We start from the raw sequence: 19,176 nt of genomic DNA on the forward strand, positions 1-19,176 counted from the left end.
GGGTGGGGTGGGGGGACGCGGGCTTCGCGGCTGCCGGAACCGACTGGACACCGAGGGCCAGAAGGGCGGCGGTGGAGAGCAGGGCGGCTCCGGCCGCGGTCCGCTTGCGGGGGTTGGGTCTCACTCGTTCTCCTACTGCTGCGGCCGCGGGGAACGGCCGATGACAGCCCGGGCAGCCGGATGTGCTGGCCGGGACGAGCTGAGTCGTGCGGGGACCATGACTGTGTGGGGCGACGTGCCGCGTTCGTGCGGCAGTTGGGTGGGAGAATGGCAGGATTGACAGTTACATGTCAGCCCTCTCCGGATGCTTCAAGGGTTATCCCTCGGTCCGGACCCGCCCGAGGTCGCCCTACCCACGAAATCTGTGCGTGACCTGTGGGTTCGCTTACTGCATATGCCATGTCGGGCGACAGTTCGGGAACCGCTTGCAGCCGCCGGTCTGCCCGCGTAGACATACATGCACGACATCCGTGACTCTGGGGGGAGTTGGTGATGGAAGGCACGGTTGACGGCTTCCGGTACGGAGCGGTGACTCCGGTGGCGGCCTATCTGATGGCCTGTCTGGGAGGGGCGCTGGGACTGCGCTGCATTGTGCGTTCCCTGATCAACAACACCGAGTCCTGGAAGCCCGGTTGGCTGGCGCTGGGCGCCGCGTCGATCGGCTGCGGCATCTGGACGATGCACTTCATCGCGATGATCGGTTTCCATGTGGAGGAGACCCGGATCGGCTACCACGTCGGTCTGACCGTACTGAGCCTCGCGGTCGCGATCGTCGTGGTCGGTATCGGTGTGTTCATCGTGGGCTACCGGGGCACCCGCGGGTCGCTGGCGCTCGCGGGCGTGGTCACCGGGTTGGGTGTCGCCGCCATGCACTACCTGGGTATGGCGGCGCTGCGGCTCAACGGCCGTATCGCGTACGACCCGTTCACCGTGGCGCTCTCCGTGCTCATCGCGATCGCCGCCTCGACCGCGGCGCTCTGGGCGGCCGTCACGATCCGCGGGTTCCTGGCGAGCCTGGGCGCCAGTCTGGTGATGGGCGTGGCCGTGTCCGGGATGCACTACACGGCGATGGCCTCGGTCAGCGTCCATGTGCACAGCACGACGTCGTCCTGGGCCGGAGACACCCCGACCTCCCTGCTGCTGCCGATGCTGATCGGACCGGTGATCTTCCTGCTCCTCGCGGGGGTCGTCGTCATGTTCGACCCGCTGCTGGTGCTCGGCGACGGCGACTGGAACCGCACCGCCAAGCCTCAGACGCCTGTCACCCGGCCGACCGCGGGCCGCTCGTGGAGCCGCAACTGATCATTGCTACGGTCGGCCCGTGTCTGACTCCTCACGCGATACCGCGGCGGGCGCCGGCTGGGGCGACGCCGAACCCGGCGACTACCGGCGGCTCATCCCCAGCCGGGTCGAGAAGATCTCCTGGCTGAACCCCCGCATGCTGTGGGCGGCCCGCAACGGCGTGCTGGCCTCCTGGTTCGGGGACCCCACCGGCCGTACCCGAGGCCGGTGGGTGGCCCAGCGGGAGGCGGCCGGGGCACCGGCCGACAAGGTGATCCGGCGATCGGATCCGGACCGCTTCTCCTTCATGGTCATCGGCGACACCGGCGAGGGCGACGACCCTCAATACGCCGTCGTGCCGGGCTTTCTGAAGATGAGTCAGGACACGTCCTTCGCGGTGCTCGCGAGCGACGTCATCTACCCGGTCGGCGCCGCCGACGACTACGGCACCAAGTTCTTCCGTCCGTACCGGGACTACCGGGCCCCCATCTACGCGATACCGGGCAACCACGACTGGTACGAGGACCTCGGCGGCTTCATGCGGGTCTTCTGCGACGACGCCCCGCCGCTGCCCGCCGAACCCGCGCCGCGCCCCCTGACCCGCGCCCGGCTGCGCTCCCTGCTGTGGCACCGCCCGCGCCAGGGTGACGGCCAACACCTCGCCGAGGTGAGGAAGTCGCGCTCGGCAGCCGCCCAACTGGCGGTCCAGCCAGGGCCGTACTGGGCGATCGACGCCGGGCCGGTGCGGATCATCGGCATAGACACCGGGCTGCTCGGCACCCTCGACGCCGGGCAGGGCGCCTGGCTGCGGGAGGTGTCACAGGGGCCGCGCCCGAAGATCCTGGTCACCGGCTCCCCGCTGTACGTCGACGGCGAACACCACCCCTGCGCCATCGAGGGCGGCGGCACGGTGGACGACATCGTGCGCGCCCCGGAGCACCACTACGTGGCGGCGATAGGCGGCGACATCCACAACTACCAGCGCTATCCGGTGCGGTTGGCGGACGGCCGCACCCTGCAGTACGTGGTGTCGGGCGGCGGGGGCGCCTTCATGCACGCCACGCACACCATCCCGCGGGTCTCCGTGGCCGGGGTCACCGAGCGGGACTTCCGCTGCTATCCGCTGCGCGGCGACTCCCTCGCCTTCTACAGCAGGCTCTACGGACGCCGGCTGCGGCTGCCCCGGCTGTTCACCCTCAGCGAGGCCGAGGCGCAGGCGGTCGTCGCCGAGCGGCTGGGCATCCCGCCGACCCGCACACCCGGTCCCGAGGTCCGGATCACCCGCCGGATCCGGCTGATCGCCGGTCTCCTCGGCACCGGCAGCCGCCCCGGGCGCCGCAAGCGGTTCCGGCTCCCCGTGCGGAAGATCTACACGCAGCTGTTCTCGCCGAGTTCGGTGACCTACAGCCCGCCGTTCTTCAAGTGCTTCCTGCGTCTGGACGTCAGCCCGGAGTCGGTCCGGCTGCGCTGCTTCGCCGCCACCGGCAATCGTGAACAGGAGTTGAAACCTCCCGTCGAGGACGAGGTCGTCATCCCGCTCACCTGAGCGGCCTGCGACAATCGACCAAGAACCGCTACCCCTCGTGGAGGAACCGTGCCGTCGACCTCACGTCCCTTGCGCAAGCTGGGATTCCTCACCATCGGGCTGTTCGACGGTGACGACCCCGCCCGGGGCCACGAGACCACGCTGGAGATCATCGAGCTGGGCGAGCGGCTCGGCTTCGACAGCGCGTGGGTGCGCCACCGCCACCTCCAGTACGGCATCTCGTCCCCCGTCGCCGTCCTGGCCGCCGCCTCGCAGCGCACCCGCCGTATCGAGCTGGGCACCGCGGTGATCCCGCTGGGCTGGGAGAACCCGCTGCGGCTCGCGGAGGACCTGGCGACGGTCGACGTCCTGTCCGGCGGCCGGCTCAACCCGGGCGTCAGCGTGGGCCCGCCGATGCACTACGACCAGGTCAAGGAGGCCCTGTACCCGGACACGGCCGACACCGAGGACTTCAGCTACGAGCGGGTGCGGCGGCTGCTGGACCTGGTACGCGGCAAGTCCGCTTCCGACTTCAGCGGGGTCCAGGGCTTCGAGGTGTTCTCGGACCGGGTCCAGCCGCACTCCCCCGGCCTGGGCCGCCGGCTCTGGTACGGCGGGGGCAGCCTCAGCTCGGCGCGGTGGGCGGGCGAGCACGGCATGAACTTCCTCACCAGCAGCGTCGTCAAGGCCGAAGGACCGGACGACACACGGGACTTCGCCGAGATCCAGCTCGGGCACGTCCGCGCCTTCCGCGCCGCGCACCCCGACGGCGAGGCCGCCCGGGTCTCCCAGGGCCTGGTGGTCATCCCGACCGACTCCGCCTCGCCCGAACAGCGCGCGAAATACGAGGAGTTCGCCGCCAAGCGGCTGCCGCGCACCACCTCCCCGCAGGGTCCGGCGCGGCTGCTGTTCGCGCCGGACCTGGTCGGCACCTCCGAGGAACTCGCCGAGCGGCTGGCCGCGCACGCCGCGTTCCGCGAGATCGACGAGGTCGCCTTCGCGCTGCCGTTCACCTTCGAGCACGAGGACTACGTGCAGATCCTCACCGACATGGCGACGAAGCTGGGCCCGGCGCTGGGCTGGCGGCCTGGCGTCTGACGTCACCAGCGTCCGGGCTCGGTTCCCGTCACCGGCTCCGACGGCCTGCCGTCCACCCCGACCGGCACCTCGCCGGTGAGCATCACCCGGTGCATGGTGCGTGGGAAGCCGAGATGGGCGTTGTCGCTCGGGGCGAGGTGGATGGTGGCCCGGTTGTCCCAGAAGGCCACGCTGCCGGCCTCCCAGCGGAAGCGGACGGTGTACTCGGGGCGGGTCGCCTCCGCCAGGAGCATGTCCAGGATCGCCGCGCTCTCCGCCCGCGACAGGCCGGCGATCTGCTCGAGGTAGTAGCCGTTGACGTACAGCACCCGCTCGCCCGTCTCCGGGTGGACCCGGACCAGCGGGTGCACGGAGGCGACCTGGTGGTCGAGCAGATGGCGGACGTAGGCGTCGTCGCCGGGGCGGGGCTGGTAGCCGACGCCCAGGCGGTGCTCGGCCCGCAGTCCGTCCACCAACCCCTGTACGGGCGCGGAGAGTCCGGCGTACGCGGCGGCCAGGTTGGACCAGGTGGTGTCGCCGCCGTACGGGGGTACGGTCTCGGCGCGCAGGATGGTCGCGGCCGGCGGGTCGATACGGGCGCCGTGGTCGCAGTGCCAGCCGCGCAGCAGGGTGTGCCGGCGGCGCCGGAGCCACTCGTCGTGCTCCATGCCGAACTTCCCGCCCAGCTCCAGCCGGTCGGCGGTGGTCTCGATCTCCGGGAAGTCCGGCGGGGAGGCCTTGCCGCGCCTGCGCAGCACGACGGGCTCGCCGAACTGCCGGGCGAACGCCAGGTGTCCGGCGTGGTCGAGGTTCTGCCCGCGGAAGAACACCACCTTCCAGCGCAGCACGGCCGCCCTGACCGCGGCGACCTGTGACGTGTCGGGCCCGGCGGCCAGGTCGACGCCCTCGATCTCGGCGCCGATGTGCCCGGCGACGGGTCTCACCGCGATCCCCGCCGTCCGTGCCAGTCCGTCCTCCGTGTCCCAGTCCGTCCTCATGCACGCTCCGATGTCGTCCGCTTGATCGATCCTCACCGTATCCCCGAGGCTGGAAGGACGACACAGTCGAAGGAAGGCCCCCCATGGTGAGCAACATCCCGGTGCACACGCTCAACGACGGAACGACGCTCCCGGCCCTCGGGCTGGGTACCTGGCCGATGGACGACACGCAGGCCGAGGGGGCGGTGGCCGAGGCGCTGGAACTGGGCTACCGGCTCGTGGACACGGCGACGAACTACCGCAACGAGAGCGGGGTCGGCCGCGGGGTGGCACGCGGCGGGGTGCCCCGCGAGGAGATCGTGGTGACGACCAAGGTGCCCGGCCGCCACCACGGCTACGAGGAGACCCTCGCGTCGTTCGAGGAGTCCCGCGCCCGGCTCGGCCTCGACTACGTGGACCTGTACCTGATCCACTGGCCGCTCCCCCGGGTCGGCAGGTACGTCGACTCCTGGCGCGCGATGATCAAGCTTCGCGAGGAGGGCCTGGTCCGCTCGATCGGCGTCTCCAACTTCACGCCGGAGCACATCGAACGCCTGGAGAAGGAGACCGGGGTGCTGCCCTCGGTCAACCAGATCGAGCTGCACCCCATGTTCCCGCAGGACGAGCTGCGCGCCTTCCACGAGGCGAAGGGTGTCCTCACGGAGAGCTGGAGCCCGCTGGGCCGGGGCTCGGCGCTCCTCCAGGACCCGGTGGTCGTCTCCGTGTCGGAGGCGTTCGGGGTCACCCCGGCCCAGGTGGTGCTGCGCTGGCACACGCAGCTCGGCGCGGTGCCCATCCCGAAGTCCTCGGACCCCGACCGGCAGCGCGCCAACCTCGATGTCTTCGGCTTCGAACTCGGCCCGGCCCAGCTGAGGGCGATCTCGGAGCGTGCCCACCGCCGGCTGGGCGGCGACCCCGAGACCCACGAGGAGTTCTGACCGGGATGCGTACCGCTCTTCGTGCCGCCGCGGTGGCCGCCGTCGCCGTCCTCGCCGGACCGGCCGCCCTGGCCCACGCCACCCCGTCCGGCCCCGGTGTCACCGCCCGGGTGCTCGCGCAGAGAACCGTCGGGGACACCGACTACACCCTCCGGGAGATCACCGTCCCGCCCGGCCAGGCCACCGGCTGGCACTACCACGACGGGCCGGTGTACGCCGTCGTGAAGGCGGGCACGCTCAGTCACTTCGACTCGACGTGCGCCTCCGACGGCGTCTATCCGCAGGGCAAGGTCATCCAGGAGGCCTACGGGCCGTCGTACGTGCACATCGGCCGCAACCTGGGCGACACGCCGCTCGTCCTGGAGGCCCTCTACGTGCTGCCGCACGGCTCGCCGTTCTCGGAGGACGCCCCGAACCCGGGCTGCCCCTTCGAGTAGTCACCACCCCGGTTCGAGGGACTGCTCCGCCCAGATCGTCTTGCCCCGGTCGGTCTGGCGGCTGCCCCACCGCTGGGTGAGCTGGGCGACCAGCAGCAGGCCGCGCCCGCCCTCGTCGAAGGCATGGGCGCGGCGCAGGTGCGGGGAGGTGGAGCTGCCGTCGGAGACCTCGCAGATGAGGGTGCGGTCGCGGATCAGCCGGAGCTGGATGGGGGACGCGCCGTAGCGGATGGCGTTGGTGACGAGTTCGCTGACGACGAGTTCCGTGACGAAGCCGGCCTCCTCCAGGCCCCAGGCCGCGAGTTGCTCGGTGGCGGCCTGGCGGGTGGCGGCCACCCGGGCGGGGTCCGGGTCGATGTCCCAGGTGGCGACCTGGTCCGTGCCGAGCGCGCGGGTGCGGGCCAGGAGCAGCGCGACGTCGTCGCCGGGCTCCTCGGGCAGGACGGCCTTGAGCACGGTGTCGCAGAGGGCGTCGAGGCTGACGGCGGGTGCGGTCAGGGCGTTGCACAGTTCGGCGGTGGAGCGGTCGACGTCGCGGACGCGGTCCTCGATCAGGCCGTCCGTGTAGAGGGCGACGACGGTGCCCTCGGGGACGTCCATCTCCACGGCCTCGAAGGGCAGTCCGCCGACCCCGAGGGGCGGTCCCGGGGTCATCCGGACGAGTTCGGCGGTGCCGTCGGGCAGAACGAGGGCCGGGGCGGGGTGGCCGGCCGCGGCGAGGGTCAGGCGCCGGCTGACCGGGTCGTAGACGGCGTAGAGGCAGGTGGCGCCGAGTTCCGCGACGTCGTTGCCGCCTTCGTCGTAGGCCGCCAGATGGGTGACGAGGTCGTCGAGGTGGGTGAGGAGTTCGTCGGGCGGCAGGTCCACGTCGGCGAGGGTGCGCACGGCCATGCAGAGGCGGCCCATGGTCGCCGAGGAGGGGATGCCGTGGCCGACGACGTCGCCGACGACGAGGGCGACCCGGCTGCCGGAGAGCGGGATGACGTCGAACCAGTCGCCGCCGATGCCGGCCGTGGAGCCGCTGGGGAGATAGCGGTGGGCGACCTCGACGGCGGCCTGTCCGGGCAGTCCGCGGGGCAGCAGGCTGTGTTGGAGGGCGAGCGCGGTGGTGCGTTCGCGTGCGAAGCGGCGGGCGTTGTCGATGCAGACGGCGGCCCGACTGGCGAGTTCCTCGGCGAACACGGCGTCGTCGGCCTCGTAGTCGTCGGGGTGGGCGATGCGGACGCCGACGACGACGCCGAGGGTGGTGCCGCGGGCCCGCAGCGGCACCGAGATCATGGAGTGGACGCCGCGCCGGTAGCGGCGCCCCTCGGGGCCGCGCGCGTTGCGCTCGGCGAGCCAGCGCATGAAGTCCGGCTCGCCGGCCTGGCTGCGGACGGCCCGGCCGTCCCGCAGGGCTCGCGCGGGCGCGCTGTAGGCCGGATGGGTGTCGGTGTCGCCGAGGTGTACGGCCGCCTCGGGCGTGCCGTCGCGGACGGAGCCGTGGGCGACCCTGCGCAGCACGATCTCGCCCTGGGGCACGGGGGGCGGTTCGTCGGCGCCGAGGACCCAGTCGAGCAGGTCCACGCTGGCGAAGTCGGCGAACCGCGGTACGAGGAGTTCGACGACCTCTTCGGCGGTGCGCACCACGTCGAGGGTGGTGCCGATGGAGGCCGCAGCCTCGTTGAGCAGGGCCAGGCGCTGGCGGGCGAGGTACTGCTCGGTGCTGTCGAAGGCCGCCAGGGCGACGCCGCCGACCTCTCCGGAGTCCTCGCGCACGGGCCACATCTCGATGCTCCAGGCGTGCTCCCGGTTGAGGGAGGGGGCGCCGGTCCAGCTCTCGTAGCGGACCGGGCGGCCGGTCTCGGCGACCTGGCGGAGGTGCCAGTTGAATCCGCGGCTGTGCTCGGCCTCCTCGACGGTCTCCGGGAAGTGGCGGCCGAGCAGGACGTCCTCGGACACGCCCATGACCTTGCAGGCGACCTCGTTCAGGCGCAGATAGCGCTGCCGGGGGTCGAAGACGGACATCGACATGGAGGCCTGCTGGAAGGCGCGCCCGGCGAGGGTGGGTTCCGGGGCTGCGGGCCGTTCGGCGGTGAGTGTCCAGCCCATCGCCTTCCCGCCGGGTCCGAGCACGGGGCAGGCGGTGACGGCGAGGGTGACGGGCTGCCCGTCGCGGTGGCGTACGACGACCGGCCGGGTCCATGCCCCGTTCACGGCCGGGGCGAGTTTCTCGGCGAGCAGGTCGGCCGCCGCCCTGCCCACGGCCTCCTCGGCCGGATGGCCCGTCAGCAGGCGGGCACCCTCGCTCCAGCCCGTCACGATGCCCCGGGCATCGACGACCGCCGCAGCGACGACATGCTCCATGTCGTCCAGAATGGTCCCTTTGGTCCGGCGCATCAACCGCGCCGGACCGGATGAGGCGGGGAGGGTGCCGGGCGAGGCTCAGGCGCGGTGGGCGCGCAGGGCCTCCAGGGCACGGTCGGCATGGGTGTTCATGCGCGTCTCGCTGCGGACGACCTCCAGGACGGTGCGGTCCTGGGCGATCACGAAGGTGGCCCGCTTGGTGGGCATCAGCGCGAAGCCGCGCTTGACGCCGAACCGTTCCCGCACTCCGCCGTCGACGTCGGACAACAGGGTCATGCCAAGCGTGTGGCGGCCGGAGAACTCCTGCTGGCGGTCCACGGAGTCCCCGCTGATACCGACGGGCCGCGCGCCGGCGGCGGCGAACTCGGCGGCCAGGTCGCGGAAGTGGCAGGCCTCGGCGGTGCAGCCGGGGGTGAGGGCCGCGGGGTAGAAGAAGAGGACGACGGGGCCCTCGGCGAGCAGGTCCGTCAGGGTGCGTTGCGTACCGGTCTCGTCCGGGAGGGAGAAGTCCTCGACCAGGTCGCCGGTCTCCAGCGTCTTCGTCATGACTGTCCTGACCGTCCTTCCGTGCTGTGGGCGACGCTGCGGGCCCACAGCACGAGGGGCACCTGCAGGGGCAGCCTGCCGAACGCGGCGGCCTTGAGGGGGGTGGGGCGGTCGCGCCAGTCGAGTGCCATCTTGACGTTGGCCGGGAAGACGCCGACGAAGAAGGCCGCGGTGGCCAGGGCGGCCACCTTGCGGGTCCTGGGGAGCGCCACACCGGCCGCGAGCGCCAGTTCGGCGGCGCCGCTGGCGTACGTCCAGGCCCGGGGCGGGCCGGGCAGGGCGCGGGGGATGGTGGTGTCGTAGGGGCGGGGCGCGGCGAAATGGGTCACGCCCGCCGCGGCCAGCAGGCCCGCCAGCAGCAGCGGGGAGCGTTCGGACCGGGGCATGTGTTCCTCCTGTGACGTCCTGGCCCGAGATTACTGGAGGGTAGAGGGGAGTCCGGCGGCGGGGTGAGGGTACGGTCGCCGCCGCCCCGGCCCGGTCAGGCGCCGACCGCCGACTGCTCGCCCTCCTCGTCGACGGCGTGCGACAGGAAGTCGTCGACCATGCGGTGGAACAGGGTGGCGAGCTGGCCGAGCTCCTCGGGGGACCAGTCGGAGAGGGCGAGCTGCATGCCGCGGGCGCCCGCGTCACGGACCCGGTCGATGGCCTGCCGGCCGGCGTCGGTGAGCTGGATGCGCTGGGCGCGGCCGTCGTCGGGGTCGGGGACCCGGGTGACGAAGCCGGACTTCTGCAACTGCTGCACGGTACGGGTCACATGGGAGGCCTCCACGCCCAGGCGCTGGGCCAGCTCCCCCGGCCGCAACGGCTCGGAGTCGGCGATCTGCCGCAGCAGCGCCACGGCCGCGCGGTCCAGGGGGACGCCGGCCATCGTCATCAGCCGGTCGTGCTGGCGGGCACGGGTGCTGAGATAGGTGATACGTGTCAGCGCGCGCTCGATCTCGATCACTTCCGGAGAGGCGACGGCGGGCACGGGGAGCGGTTCGGTGGACATGCGACCCACTTTACCATCTTGTTGCGTAACTCAAGTAATTTACTGCGTGCGTTGACCCACAATCTCCTGCGTACGGACGACGACCGACGACGCGCGGTATGCACCGGCCAGGGCCCCGGCAGGCTCGCACCGCCCGCCGGGACCCCGCGCTCCGGTACTAGACCGGGACGCGCACGCTGTCGCCCCAGGCCGCGCCGGAGGCGATGGACTGGCGCCACTGGCGGATCGCCTTCGGCGGCATGCCGACGGCGAGCGCTCCGCTCACCCGGTCGCCGGTGCGGTACGCGGCCACGAACCGGCGTTCGGCGAGGTCGCCCTCGACGACGGCCACCTCGTCGTGGCCGCGCAGGAATCCGTACGCCTGGATCTTCATGTCGTACTGGTCGGACCAGAAGTACGGCACCGGCGTGAACGGCTTGCGCGCCCCGGGAGCGGCGAGCAGGTTGCGGGCGGCGGCCATGCCCTGCTCGGCAGCGTTGGTGCGGTGTTCGATCCGCATCGACGTGCCGAACAGCGGGTTGTACCAGCGGGCCACGTCTCCGGCGGCGTACACGCCCCGCGCGGCCTCCAGGTACTCGTCGCAGACCACACCGTCGCCCAGCGGCAGCCCGCTGCCGGCCAGCCAGTCGGTGTTGGGCAGCGAGCCGATCGCGACGAGCACCTCGTCGGCCTCGACGATCTCGCCGTCGGCGAGCCGTACGCCGTCCTCGGTCACCTCGGTGACGGTGACCCCGCAGCGCAGGTCCACGCCCCGGTCGCGGTGGGCCTGCGACAGCACCCGGCCGACCTCCTCCCCCACGGCGTGGGCCAGCGGCACCGCCGCGGGTTCCAGGAGCGTGACGCGCGCGCCGAGCCGCCAGGCGACCGCGGCGGCTTCCGCACCCAGGAAACCGGCGCCCACGACCACCAGGCGCCGCCCGGGCTCCAGCCGTTCCCGCAGGGTGAGGGCGTCCTCCAGGGTGCGCAGCACATGCGCCCCCTCGCCGGGCAGCCGGCGCGGCCGTACCCCGGTGGCCACGATCAGTCCGTCGTACGGCAGTTCGGACCCGTCGGCCAGCAGGACCGCCCGTCGGCCGACGTCGAGGCCGGTCGCCGCGGTGCCGAGCCGCAGGTCGAGGCCGAGGGCCGAGATGTCCTCGGCGCGGCGCAGCGGGAGCCGGTCCTCCTCCCACTCGGAGGCGAGGACCTGCTTGGACAGCGGCGGACGGTCGTACGGGAGGTGGGGTTCGTCGCCCACGAGGGTGAGGTCGCCCTCGTGGCCCTCGCGGCGCAGGATCTCGACCGCCGCGAGTCCGGCGGCCGAGGCTCCGACGACGACGACACGGTTCACTGCTCGACCAGGCGGATCGCGGCGGCCGGGCAGACCGCCACGGCCTCGCGGACGTCGTCGAGGAGTTCGGACGCGGGCCGCTCCTCGAGCAGGACGGCGATGCCGTCGTCGTCCTGGTCGAAGACCTGCATGGCGGCGACCACGCACTGGCCCGAGGCGACGCACTTGTCGGCTTCGAGCTCCACCTTGAGGGACGTCATGGGTTCCCCTTCCCCGCTTTCTTCGTGTTTCTTCGTGGGCTTCATGGACGTGATGAGACTGTTCGGGTGCGCTTGTGTCCGGGCTGGGGGACCGGCAGGCGTCACCAGGTCACCGGCAGGGCGTGGACGCCGTAGATGAAGGCGTCGTGCTTGAAGCGGACGTCGTCGAACGCGCCGGCCAGCTTCAGGGTCGGGATCCGCTTGTAGAGGGTTCCGTAGACGACCTGGAGTTCCATACGGGCCAGCGGCTGGCCGAGGCACTGGTGGACGCCGAAGCTGAACGCGACATGTCGGCGGGCGTCACGGGTGAGGTCCAGCCGGTCGGGGTCGGGGAAGACCTCGGGGTCGCGGTTGGCGATCTCGTTGACCATGATCACACCGTCGCCCGCCCTGATGACCTGCCCGCCGATCTCGATGTCCGCGGTGACCGCGCGGCGCCGTCCGAGGTGGGTGATGTTCAGGTAGCGCAGCAGTTCCTCGACGGCGGACACGACGAGCTTGGGGTCGTCGGTGTCCCGCAGCAGGGCCAGCTGGTCGGGGTTCCGGAGCAGCGCGAGGGTGCCCAGCGCGATCATGTTCGCGGTGGTCTCGTGGCCGGCGAAGAGCAGCAGCAGTGCCATCTCCGTGGCCATCCGGTGGTCGATCTCGCCGTCGCGGACGCGTCCGGCGATGCTCGTCAGCAGGTCGTCCCGCGGATCGGCGAGCCGCTTGCCGATGAGCCCGCCGAGGTAGGCGGCGATCTCGCGTGTGGCCTGTCCGCTCTGCTCGGGGGTGGAGTCCCGGTGGACCATCGTCTTGGTGTTGTCCTGGAAGAACGCGTGGTCGTCGTAGGGCACGCCGAGCAGTTCGCAGATCACCAGGGAGGGGATGGGGAGCGCGAACGCCTCCACCAGGTCCACCGGTTTGGGGCCGGCCAACATGTCGTCGATGAGGCCGTCCACGATCTTCTGCACGGTGGGGCGCAGGGCCTCCACCTTCTTGATGGCGAAGGGCGCCGTCACCATCCGGCGCAGCCGGGCGTGCTCCGGGTCGTCCAGCATGATGAAGCCGAACTTGCTCTCGGCGCCGCCGCTGCCCTTGGTCGGGTAGCCGGGGGTGTCGGTGTCCGCGCTGATCCGGGGGTCGCCGAGCAGGGCGCGCTGGTCGGCGTAGCGGGTCACGAGCCACGCCTCGCTGCCGTCCTGGAGGCGGACCTTCGACAGGGGCGCCCGCTCCTGGATGTCCCTGAGGGCGGGCGGGGGGTCGAACGGGCAGCGGGCCGCCCTCGGCATCGGGAACTCCGGGACCGCGTCGGGGGCCTCGGGCACCGGGCCGGTCAGGGTGTCGGCCATGGTTCTCCTCGGTGGTGGGGGCTCCGGTCGGCCGGAGCGCCGGGGGAAGGGGGTCGAGATCCTCGATGCGCGCGTCGAAGTCCTCGATGCGCGCATGGAAACAGAGCGGCCTGACGCCTTCCGGTCAGTTTCCTGACAGAAGGCTGACGTGTCCTGGATCACATACGGAATGCCGTTTCTCAGCCTTCGCCACCCGCCTTTCCCAGCCAGTACCCGAAGCCCCGGCGGGTGTGGATCAGCGCCGGAACGTCGCGGTCGACCTTGCGGCGCAGCCGGGACACGAGCTGCTCGATCGCGTTGCCGCCCCGGAAGTCGCCCCACACGTACCGGCTGATCTGTTCCTTGGACAGCACCCGGTGCGCGTTGACCAGGAGGTGGCGCAGCAGCCGGTACTCGGCGGGGGTGAGGTCGAGTTCGCGGCTGCCGCGCCGCGCCCGGCAGAGGGTGTCGTCGAGGACGAGGTCGCCGTAGTGCGGGGAGTGGCCGGAGCGGCCGGCGCGGCCCGGGGCGGTGCCGCGCAGCAGCACCTGCATCCGGGCCAGTACCTCGGCCATCCGGAAGGGCTTGGTGACGTAGTCCCCCTCCTCAAGGCCGAGTCCGGGGAGGATGCTGCCGAGGGAGTCGTACGGGGTGAGGTAGAGGATCGGCGGCCGGTGGGCGATCACCGGCCGCTGCATGCGGGCCAAGCCGCCCAGTTCGGGCAGGGCGGTGTCGACGACCGCCAGGTCGTAGCGGTCCGCGTCGAGCCGGTCCAGCGCCTCGGCGGTCGTACTCGCGAGGCTCACGCGGTAGCCGGCCAACTCCAGGGTGGTGGCGAGCAGTTCGGCGAGTTCGGGGTCTCCGGCGAGGATCAGCACATACTGCCCGGCGCCCCGGGCGAGTGACGGCTTCTCGGTCGGGCTGCCGTGCATGGGTGGGACCATTCCGGAACCGCGCGGGAGCGGGTACGGACGGGAGCGGGGTAACGGCCCGGCGGGTTCCGCGTCGCTCACGGCACGCGCGGCGCCCCGCCGGTCCTCACGCGGTGGCTGCCGCGGCGCCCGCATCGGCTCCCTGCCCTTCGTCGAGAGAGCCTTCGCCGAGAGAGCCTTCGTCGAGTGGGGCGCCTTCCAGTGGACCGGGGCCGTCTTCCAGTGGGCCGCCTTCGAAACGGGCTCCGGTGGGCGCCGAGTCGGCGAGGAGTTCGTCCGCCAGTCGGCCGAACAGCCGGGCCAGTTGCCGCAGTTCGCCGGGGGGCCAGTGGGCGAGGGCCAGTTGCATGCCGCGGGCTCCCGCGTCACCCAGGCGGGCCACGGCGTCCTCGCCGCGCGGGGTGAGCCGGATGCGCAGGGCGCGGGGGTCGTCGCGGTCGGGGACCCGGGTGACGTAGCCGTTCCGCTGGAGCCGCTGCACCTGGCGGGTGACATGGGAGGCCTGTACGGCGAGCACCTGGGCCAGCTCCCCCGGGCGCAGCGGGTCGTGCTCGGCGATCCGGCGCAGCATCGCGACGGCGGCCCGGTCGAGCGGCACGCCCGCCAACTCGACCAGCCGGTCGTGCTGACGCGCGCGGACGCTCAGGTAGGCGATATGCGTGAGCGCCCGTTCGATCTCGACCGCTGCGGGCGAGGCGGGGGGCACTGCGGGCGGTGACGAGGACATGGATCTCACCCTACTCTCCTGCTTGCCTAACTCAAGCAAATCCCCACTTGCTTGACTCAAGTAATCCATATATGTTTGCCTAACTCAAGCAACACAAAGCCCGCACCGACCGGAGCCGCCTTGAGCGGAAGGTGGCTCCCGCGCGCCGCACCCGTGGGGACGGGGCCGGCGCGCTCCCCGGGCCCGGCAGCCGGAATCTCTCCCCCCGTCCGGCGCCGGGCCCGAGGACCCCACCTCCCCTCCACGCCTGCTCGGCCCGCCCCGGCCGCCCCTCCCCCGGCCGAGCAGCACCCCCTCCGGCGTGGAGCGTCCGGGACGACAGACAGGACCCCTCCCATGAAGACCTCCGTACGAGCCGCGCTGGCCGGGGCGCTCGCCTGCGGCGTGCTCACCACCGCGATCGTGGTCGGCCGGCACGACAACGGGGCCGCCGACGCCGCCCCGCCGAGCGGGCCGTACGTCGCGCTCGGCGACTCCTACACCGCCGGACCGGGCATCCCGGGCCGAAGCGGCACGCCCACCGGCTGCGACCGCTCCGACCGCAACTACCCGGCGCTCGTCGCCCGGCGGCTGGACCTGCCCGCCGGGGGCTTCCGCGACGTCAGCTGCAGTGGCGCCACCCTCGCGGACCTCGACTCGGCGCAGTCCACGGACCACGGCACCAACCCCGCGCAGCTGTCCGCCCTCGACGGCCGGACCCGGCTGGTCACGCTCGGCATGGGCGGCAACGACATCGGCTTCGCCTCCCTGGTGAAGACCTGTGTGAAGTCCGGCGTGCTCACCTTCGCGCTGAACGCCATGACGTCCGGCGGCGACCGTTCGGCCGCGCCCTGCCGCGCCCGGTACGTCTCCGACGGCGCCGACCGGATACAGCAGCGGATCGACGCGGCGGACGCGCGGCTGGCCAAGGCGCTGGCCGAGGTCGAGCGACGGGCCCCGAAGGCCCGGGTCTACGTCGTGGGCTACCCGGCGATCCTGCCGTCGCACACCACCGGCTGCGGCGCCGAGATGGGCCTGACCGGCGGGGACATCACCTATCTGCACGAGAAGGAGCAGCAGCTCAACACGATGCTTCGGGCACGGGCCGGCAAGGCGGGCGTCGGCTACGTCGACACCTACTCCCCCTCCGTCGGGCGCGACGCCTGCGCCGACCGGCAGGTGCGCTGGGTCGAGCCGCTCGTGCCACTCGCCCCGGCCGCCTCCGTCCACCCCAACGAGCGTGGCGAACAGGGCATGGCGGACGCCGTCCTGAAGACCCTCGGCGTCTGACACCCCGCACCCGCGCACGGCGAAAGGAGCACGGCATGAGCAGCGACCCCATGACCGGCGGGGCATCCGACGGCGCTACGACGCCCGGCGCCACGACACGCGCGCGCGGCGCCTTCACCGGCGACCCGGCCCTCACCGCCAGCCCGTCCACGAGGAACCCGACTCCTGCTGCCGTGCTCGCCGAGCCGGTGGTCCTCACCTGTGGCAGCTCCTTCGAGGGGCGGACCGTCGTCGTCACCGGTGCCGGTTCCGGGGTCGGGCGGACCGCCGCGCTGGCGTTCGCGTTGCAGGGTGCGAAGGTCCTGGTCGCGGACGCGGACCCGGTCGGCGCGCACGCCACCGTCCGGGGCATCGCGGCCGTGGACGCCTACGCCGCCGCGGTGGTCGGGGACCTGGCCGACACGGCGGTCGTGGACGACGTCGTGGCCACCACGCTCTGCGCCTTCGGCGGCCTGGACGTCCTCGTGCACGGTGCCGAACCCACCGTCCCGCTCACCCGTGCCGTACTCCCGCACATGCTGACCGCGGGCGGTGGCTCGATCGTGTTCGCGGGTGGCGGACCCGGGGTCGCCCATCTCGTGGCCTCGTTGCAGGTGGCGTACCGCGAGCGGGGTATCCGCGCGCACGCCGTCGGGCTGCCGGCCGCCGCCGGGCCGCAGACACGGGCAGCGGCGATCCTGCGCCTCGCCGCCACCACCGTCGCCGTGGCCGCGGCCGATCGGACCGTGCCGTGACCGGCAGTGAGCCCGCCGTCCGGGCGGGTCACACCCGCCGCCTTTCCGTCCGGGCACCGCCGGGAGCGACAAGACCTGTTCCAGCGGCCCCGCATCCCAGCACTCCCGGATCCCGGCTTCCCCGGATCCAGGGCCCCGGTTCCCAGCGACCCGGTTTCCCGTAACCCAGAAAGGCCCTCCCCACCATGAGCACCATGAAGTCCGTCCAGACCGGCGGAGTCGGCAAGATCGAGGTCGTGGACGTCGAGCGGCCGGTGCCCGGCCCCAAGGACGCCCTCGTACGGATCCGCGCCTGCGGCATCTGCGGCACCGATGTGACGTTCCTGCACATGGGCGGCATGCCCGCTCGTGCCCACCTCGGCGGCGACATGGTCCCCGTGGCGCTCGGCCACGAGCCCGCCGGCGAGGTCGTCGAGATCGGCGCCGAGGTGAGCGGTCTGAAGGTGGGCGACCGGGTGGTCGTCAACCCGCAGGACGCGCCCACCGGCATCATCGGCTGCGGCGGCAGGTTCGGCGGGATGAGCGAGTTCCTGCTCATCGAGAACGCCGAGGTCGGCAGGAGCGTCGCCGTCTTCCCCGACACCGTGCCCTTCGACGTGGCCTCGCTCAACGAGCCGATGGCCGTGTCCCTGCACGCCGTCAACCGCTCCGAGGCCGGCCCCGGCGACAAGGTGGTGGTGTTCGGCGCCGGGCCCATCGGCCTGGGCGCGGCGATCTGGCTGAAGCTGCGCGGCGTGGAGCACGTGGTGGTCGCGGACGTCATCCCCTCCCGGCTGGAGAAGGCACTGGCCGTGGGTGCGGACGCCGTCATCAACTCCGCCGAGGAGGACGTGACCGCCCGGCTGACGGAACTGCACGGCGAGGGCGCCAACGGGCTCGGCCAGCCCCGCCCGGGCACGGACATCTACGTCGACGCGGCCGGTGCCGCCGTCGTCTTCAACACCGTGGTCGCGAACGCCAAGTACCACGCCAAGCTGGTCATGGTCGCCGTGCAGAAGAAGGGCTCCGAGATCGATCTCGGCGGTATGCTCCGCAGCGAGCTCAACCTGGTTCCCTCGCAGGGCTACCCGACCGAGATCTTCGAGGTGACCCCCGAACTGGTCGAGCACCAGGAGCGGTTCGCCAAGCTGATCAGCCACCGGGTGCCGTTCGCGGAGGCCGAGCGTGCCTTCGAGCTGGCGCTGACACCGGGCGCGGCGGAGAAGGTCGTCGTCACCCTGGAGGACTGAGCACGCGACAGGGATCCGTCCGCCGGGTGCGCCCGACGGGCGGATCCCCGGTGTTTCCGTGCCGCAGTGCTCTCCTGCTCTCGTTGCTCCCCCCCCAACCCTCACCCACAGGAACGGCATCTCCATGCGCGTGCCCCTGAGACAGGCGGCCCGGGCCACGGTCCACCTCTTCCTGGCCGCGATCATGGCCTTCGGGGCGTACATCTTCATCACCGTCCTGCTCATCACGGCCACGGGCGCGGTCGCCGTGGTCGGGATCTGGCTGGTGCCCGAGACCGTGCTGCTGATCCGCCGGATCGCCGGGGCCAAGCGGCGGCTGACGGCCAGCTGGACCGGCCGGGACATCCCGGAGGCGTATCGACCGGTGACCGGCACGGTGCGCGAGCGGGTGCTGATGGCCGTGAAGGACCCCGGAACGCTCACCGACGGGCGCTGGCTGCTCGCGTACTACGGCTACGGCTGGCTGACCGTGCTGATGCTGCCGCTGTGGCCGGTCGGGCTCGTCGTCGACGGAGTGTGGAGCGGACTGCTCCGCAGACAGGCCGTCGTCCTGCCGCTGATCGTCAAGCTGGCCGACGTCGAGGCCCGTTGGTCGACCGCCCTGCTGCGGCCCTCCCCGCAGGCGCTGCTGGCCAGGCGGGTCGAGCAGCTGACCGCGACCCGGGCCGACGCGGTCGCCGCGCACGGCGCCGAGCTGCGCCGGATCGAACGCGACCTGCACGACGGCGCGCAGGCCCGGCTGGTCGCCCTGTCGATGCGCATCGGGCTCGCCCAGCGCGCGTACGGCGCCGACCCCGACGCCGCGCGCAAGCTGCTCTCCGACGCGCAGGCACAGGCCGAGGAGGCACTCACCGAACTGCGGCACGTCGTACGGGGCATCCATCCGCCGATCCTCACCGACCGGGGGCTGGCGGGGGCCGTACGGGCACTGGCGGCGAGCAGCGGGCTGCGGGTGGCCGTACAGGACGACGGCGTCGCGGACGGGCCGCGGGCGCCCGCGGCCGTGGAGGCCGCCGCCTACTTCGTGATCGCGGAGGCGCTCACCAACACGGCCAAGTACAGCGGGTCCGAACATGCCGAGGTGCTGCTGGCCCGGTCCCGGCGGGGGCTGAGCGTGCGGGTGCGGGACGAGGGGTGCGGCGGCGCCGACGAGAGCGCCGGGTCGGGGCTGCTGGGGATGCGGCGCCGGGTGGCCGCGCTGGACGGGACGGTACGGGTGTCGAGCCCGGTGGGCGGCCCGACGGTGGTCGAGGTGGAACTGCCGTGCGTGTGGTGAGCGGCGTCCCCGTCCGTCTGTCGGATGACGGGGGCGGTGCGTCGTACT

General features: G+C 72.4%; 19 protein-coding genes. 9 read left to right on the plus strand and 10 right to left on the minus strand.

Annotation, left to right across the window (positions count from 1 at the left end):
- Positions 1 to 492: 492 nt before the first annotated feature.
- Genes ACFPIH_RS54000 through ACFPIH_RS54010 form a run of 3 tightly spaced genes read left to right on the plus strand, consistent with a single transcriptional unit; the run spans position 493 to position 3,904 of the window.
- Positions 493 to 1,302 carry an MHYT domain-containing protein gene (locus tag ACFPIH_RS54000; RefSeq protein ID WP_381175674.1) on the plus strand — a complete coding sequence of 270 codons (810 nt, stop codon included), beginning with the start codon at positions 493 to 495 and terminating at the stop codon, positions 1,300 to 1,302.
- 19 nt (positions 1,303 to 1,321) lie between these two features.
- Positions 1,322 to 2,827, plus strand: a complete 1,506-nt coding sequence (locus ACFPIH_RS54005) for a metallophosphoesterase family protein (protein WP_381175671.1) — start codon at positions 1,322 to 1,324, stop codon at positions 2,825 to 2,827.
- 48 nt (positions 2,828 to 2,875) lie between these two features.
- On the plus strand, positions 2,876 to 3,904 hold the full coding sequence (locus ACFPIH_RS54010) for an LLM class flavin-dependent oxidoreductase (protein ID WP_381175669.1): 1,029 nt from the start codon (positions 2,876 to 2,878) through the stop codon (positions 3,902 to 3,904).
- A gap of 2 nt (positions 3,905 to 3,906) precedes the next feature.
- Here ACFPIH_RS54010 and ACFPIH_RS54015 read toward each other — a convergent pair whose 3' ends face one another.
- A complete protein-coding gene (locus ACFPIH_RS54015) occupies positions 3,907 to 4,881 on the minus strand; it encodes a TauD/TfdA dioxygenase family protein (protein WP_381175667.1) in 975 nt (324 codons plus the stop codon).
- Between the two features lie 86 nt (positions 4,882 to 4,967).
- On the opposite strand from ACFPIH_RS54015, the gene ACFPIH_RS54020 reads away from it, so the two are divergent.
- Together ACFPIH_RS54020 and ACFPIH_RS54025 are read left to right on the plus strand one after the other, a co-directional pair.
- Positions 4,968 to 5,798 carry an aldo/keto reductase gene (locus tag ACFPIH_RS54020; RefSeq protein WP_381176120.1) on the plus strand — a complete coding sequence of 277 codons (831 nt, stop codon included), beginning with the start codon at positions 4,968 to 4,970 and terminating at the stop codon, positions 5,796 to 5,798.
- A 5-nt stretch (positions 5,799 to 5,803) separates the two neighbouring features.
- Positions 5,804 to 6,235, plus strand: a complete 432-nt coding sequence (locus ACFPIH_RS54025) for a cupin domain-containing protein (protein ID WP_381175664.1) — start codon at positions 5,804 to 5,806, stop codon at positions 6,233 to 6,235.
- Here the strand turns inward: ACFPIH_RS54025 and ACFPIH_RS54030 are convergent, their stop codons facing one another.
- From ACFPIH_RS54030 to ACFPIH_RS54070, 9 genes are all read right to left on the minus strand, one after another.
- Positions 6,236 to 8,581, minus strand: coding sequence for an ATP-binding SpoIIE family protein phosphatase (locus tag ACFPIH_RS54030; protein WP_381175661.1), 2,346 nt, complete (start codon positions 8,579 to 8,581; stop codon positions 6,236 to 6,238).
- 78 nt (positions 8,582 to 8,659) lie between these two features.
- Positions 8,660 to 9,127 carry a peroxiredoxin gene (locus ACFPIH_RS54035; RefSeq protein ID WP_381175657.1) on the minus strand — a complete coding sequence of 156 codons (468 nt, stop codon included), beginning with the start codon at positions 9,125 to 9,127 and terminating at the stop codon, positions 8,660 to 8,662.
- Positions 9,124 to 9,513, minus strand: a complete 390-nt coding sequence (locus tag ACFPIH_RS54040; RefSeq protein WP_381175654.1) for a DoxX family protein — start codon at positions 9,511 to 9,513, stop codon at positions 9,124 to 9,126. Before ACFPIH_RS54040 ends, ACFPIH_RS54035 begins: the two co-directional genes overlap by 4 nt.
- 95 nt (positions 9,514 to 9,608) lie before the next feature.
- Positions 9,609 to 10,121 carry a MarR family winged helix-turn-helix transcriptional regulator gene (locus tag ACFPIH_RS54045; protein WP_381175651.1) on the minus strand — a complete coding sequence of 171 codons (513 nt, stop codon included), beginning with the start codon at positions 10,119 to 10,121 and terminating at the stop codon, positions 9,609 to 9,611.
- A 157-nt stretch (positions 10,122 to 10,278) separates the two neighbouring features.
- Positions 10,279 to 11,451 carry an NAD(P)/FAD-dependent oxidoreductase gene (locus ACFPIH_RS54050; RefSeq protein WP_381175648.1) on the minus strand — a complete coding sequence of 391 codons (1,173 nt, stop codon included), beginning with the start codon at positions 11,449 to 11,451 and terminating at the stop codon, positions 10,279 to 10,281.
- Positions 11,448 to 11,651, minus strand: a complete 204-nt coding sequence (locus tag ACFPIH_RS54055; RefSeq protein WP_381175645.1) for a ferredoxin — start codon at positions 11,649 to 11,651, stop codon at positions 11,448 to 11,450. The genes ACFPIH_RS54050 and ACFPIH_RS54055 overlap by 4 nt, the downstream gene beginning before the upstream one ends.
- 101 nt (positions 11,652 to 11,752) lie before the next feature.
- Complete coding sequence (locus ACFPIH_RS54060) at positions 11,753 to 12,982, minus strand: cytochrome P450 (RefSeq protein ID WP_381175642.1); 1,230 nt, start codon at positions 12,980 to 12,982, stop codon at positions 11,753 to 11,755.
- A gap of 179 nt (positions 12,983 to 13,161) precedes the next feature.
- Positions 13,162 to 13,893, minus strand: a complete 732-nt coding sequence (locus ACFPIH_RS54065; RefSeq protein WP_381175639.1) for a response regulator transcription factor — start codon at positions 13,891 to 13,893, stop codon at positions 13,162 to 13,164.
- Positions 13,894 to 13,999: 106 nt separating this feature from the next.
- The gene (locus ACFPIH_RS54070; RefSeq protein WP_381175636.1) at positions 14,000 to 14,620 is read right to left on the minus strand and encodes a MarR family winged helix-turn-helix transcriptional regulator; all 621 of its coding nucleotides are present in this window, start codon (positions 14,618 to 14,620) and stop codon (positions 14,000 to 14,002) included.
- A gap of 336 nt (positions 14,621 to 14,956) precedes the next feature.
- On the opposite strand from ACFPIH_RS54070, the gene ACFPIH_RS54075 reads away from it, so the two are divergent.
- The 4 genes from ACFPIH_RS54075 to ACFPIH_RS54090 all read left to right on the plus strand — a co-directional run bounded on the left by ACFPIH_RS54075 (position 14,957) and on the right by ACFPIH_RS54090 (position 19,128).
- A complete protein-coding gene (locus tag ACFPIH_RS54075) occupies positions 14,957 to 15,889 on the plus strand; it encodes an SGNH/GDSL hydrolase family protein (protein ID WP_381175634.1) in 933 nt (310 codons plus the stop codon).
- 35 nt (positions 15,890 to 15,924) lie between these two features.
- On the plus strand, positions 15,925 to 16,623 hold the full coding sequence (locus tag ACFPIH_RS54080; RefSeq protein WP_381175631.1) for an SDR family NAD(P)-dependent oxidoreductase: 699 nt from the start codon (positions 15,925 to 15,927) through the stop codon (positions 16,621 to 16,623).
- 185 nt (positions 16,624 to 16,808) lie between these two features.
- The gene (locus ACFPIH_RS54085; RefSeq protein WP_381175629.1) at positions 16,809 to 17,852 is read left to right on the plus strand and encodes a zinc-dependent alcohol dehydrogenase; all 1,044 of its coding nucleotides are present in this window, start codon (positions 16,809 to 16,811) and stop codon (positions 17,850 to 17,852) included.
- Between the two features lie 124 nt (positions 17,853 to 17,976).
- Entirely contained in the window at positions 17,977 to 19,128 is a 1,152-nt protein-coding gene (locus tag ACFPIH_RS54090; RefSeq protein ID WP_381175626.1) for a sensor histidine kinase, read from the plus strand.
- The last annotated feature ends 48 nt before the right edge of the window (positions 19,129 to 19,176 follow it).

Origin of the sequence: Streptomyces vulcanius, from assembly GCF_042653945.1 — a bacterium.
GTDB lineage: Bacteria > Actinomycetota > Actinomycetes > Streptomycetales > Streptomycetaceae > Streptomyces > Streptomyces mangrovi.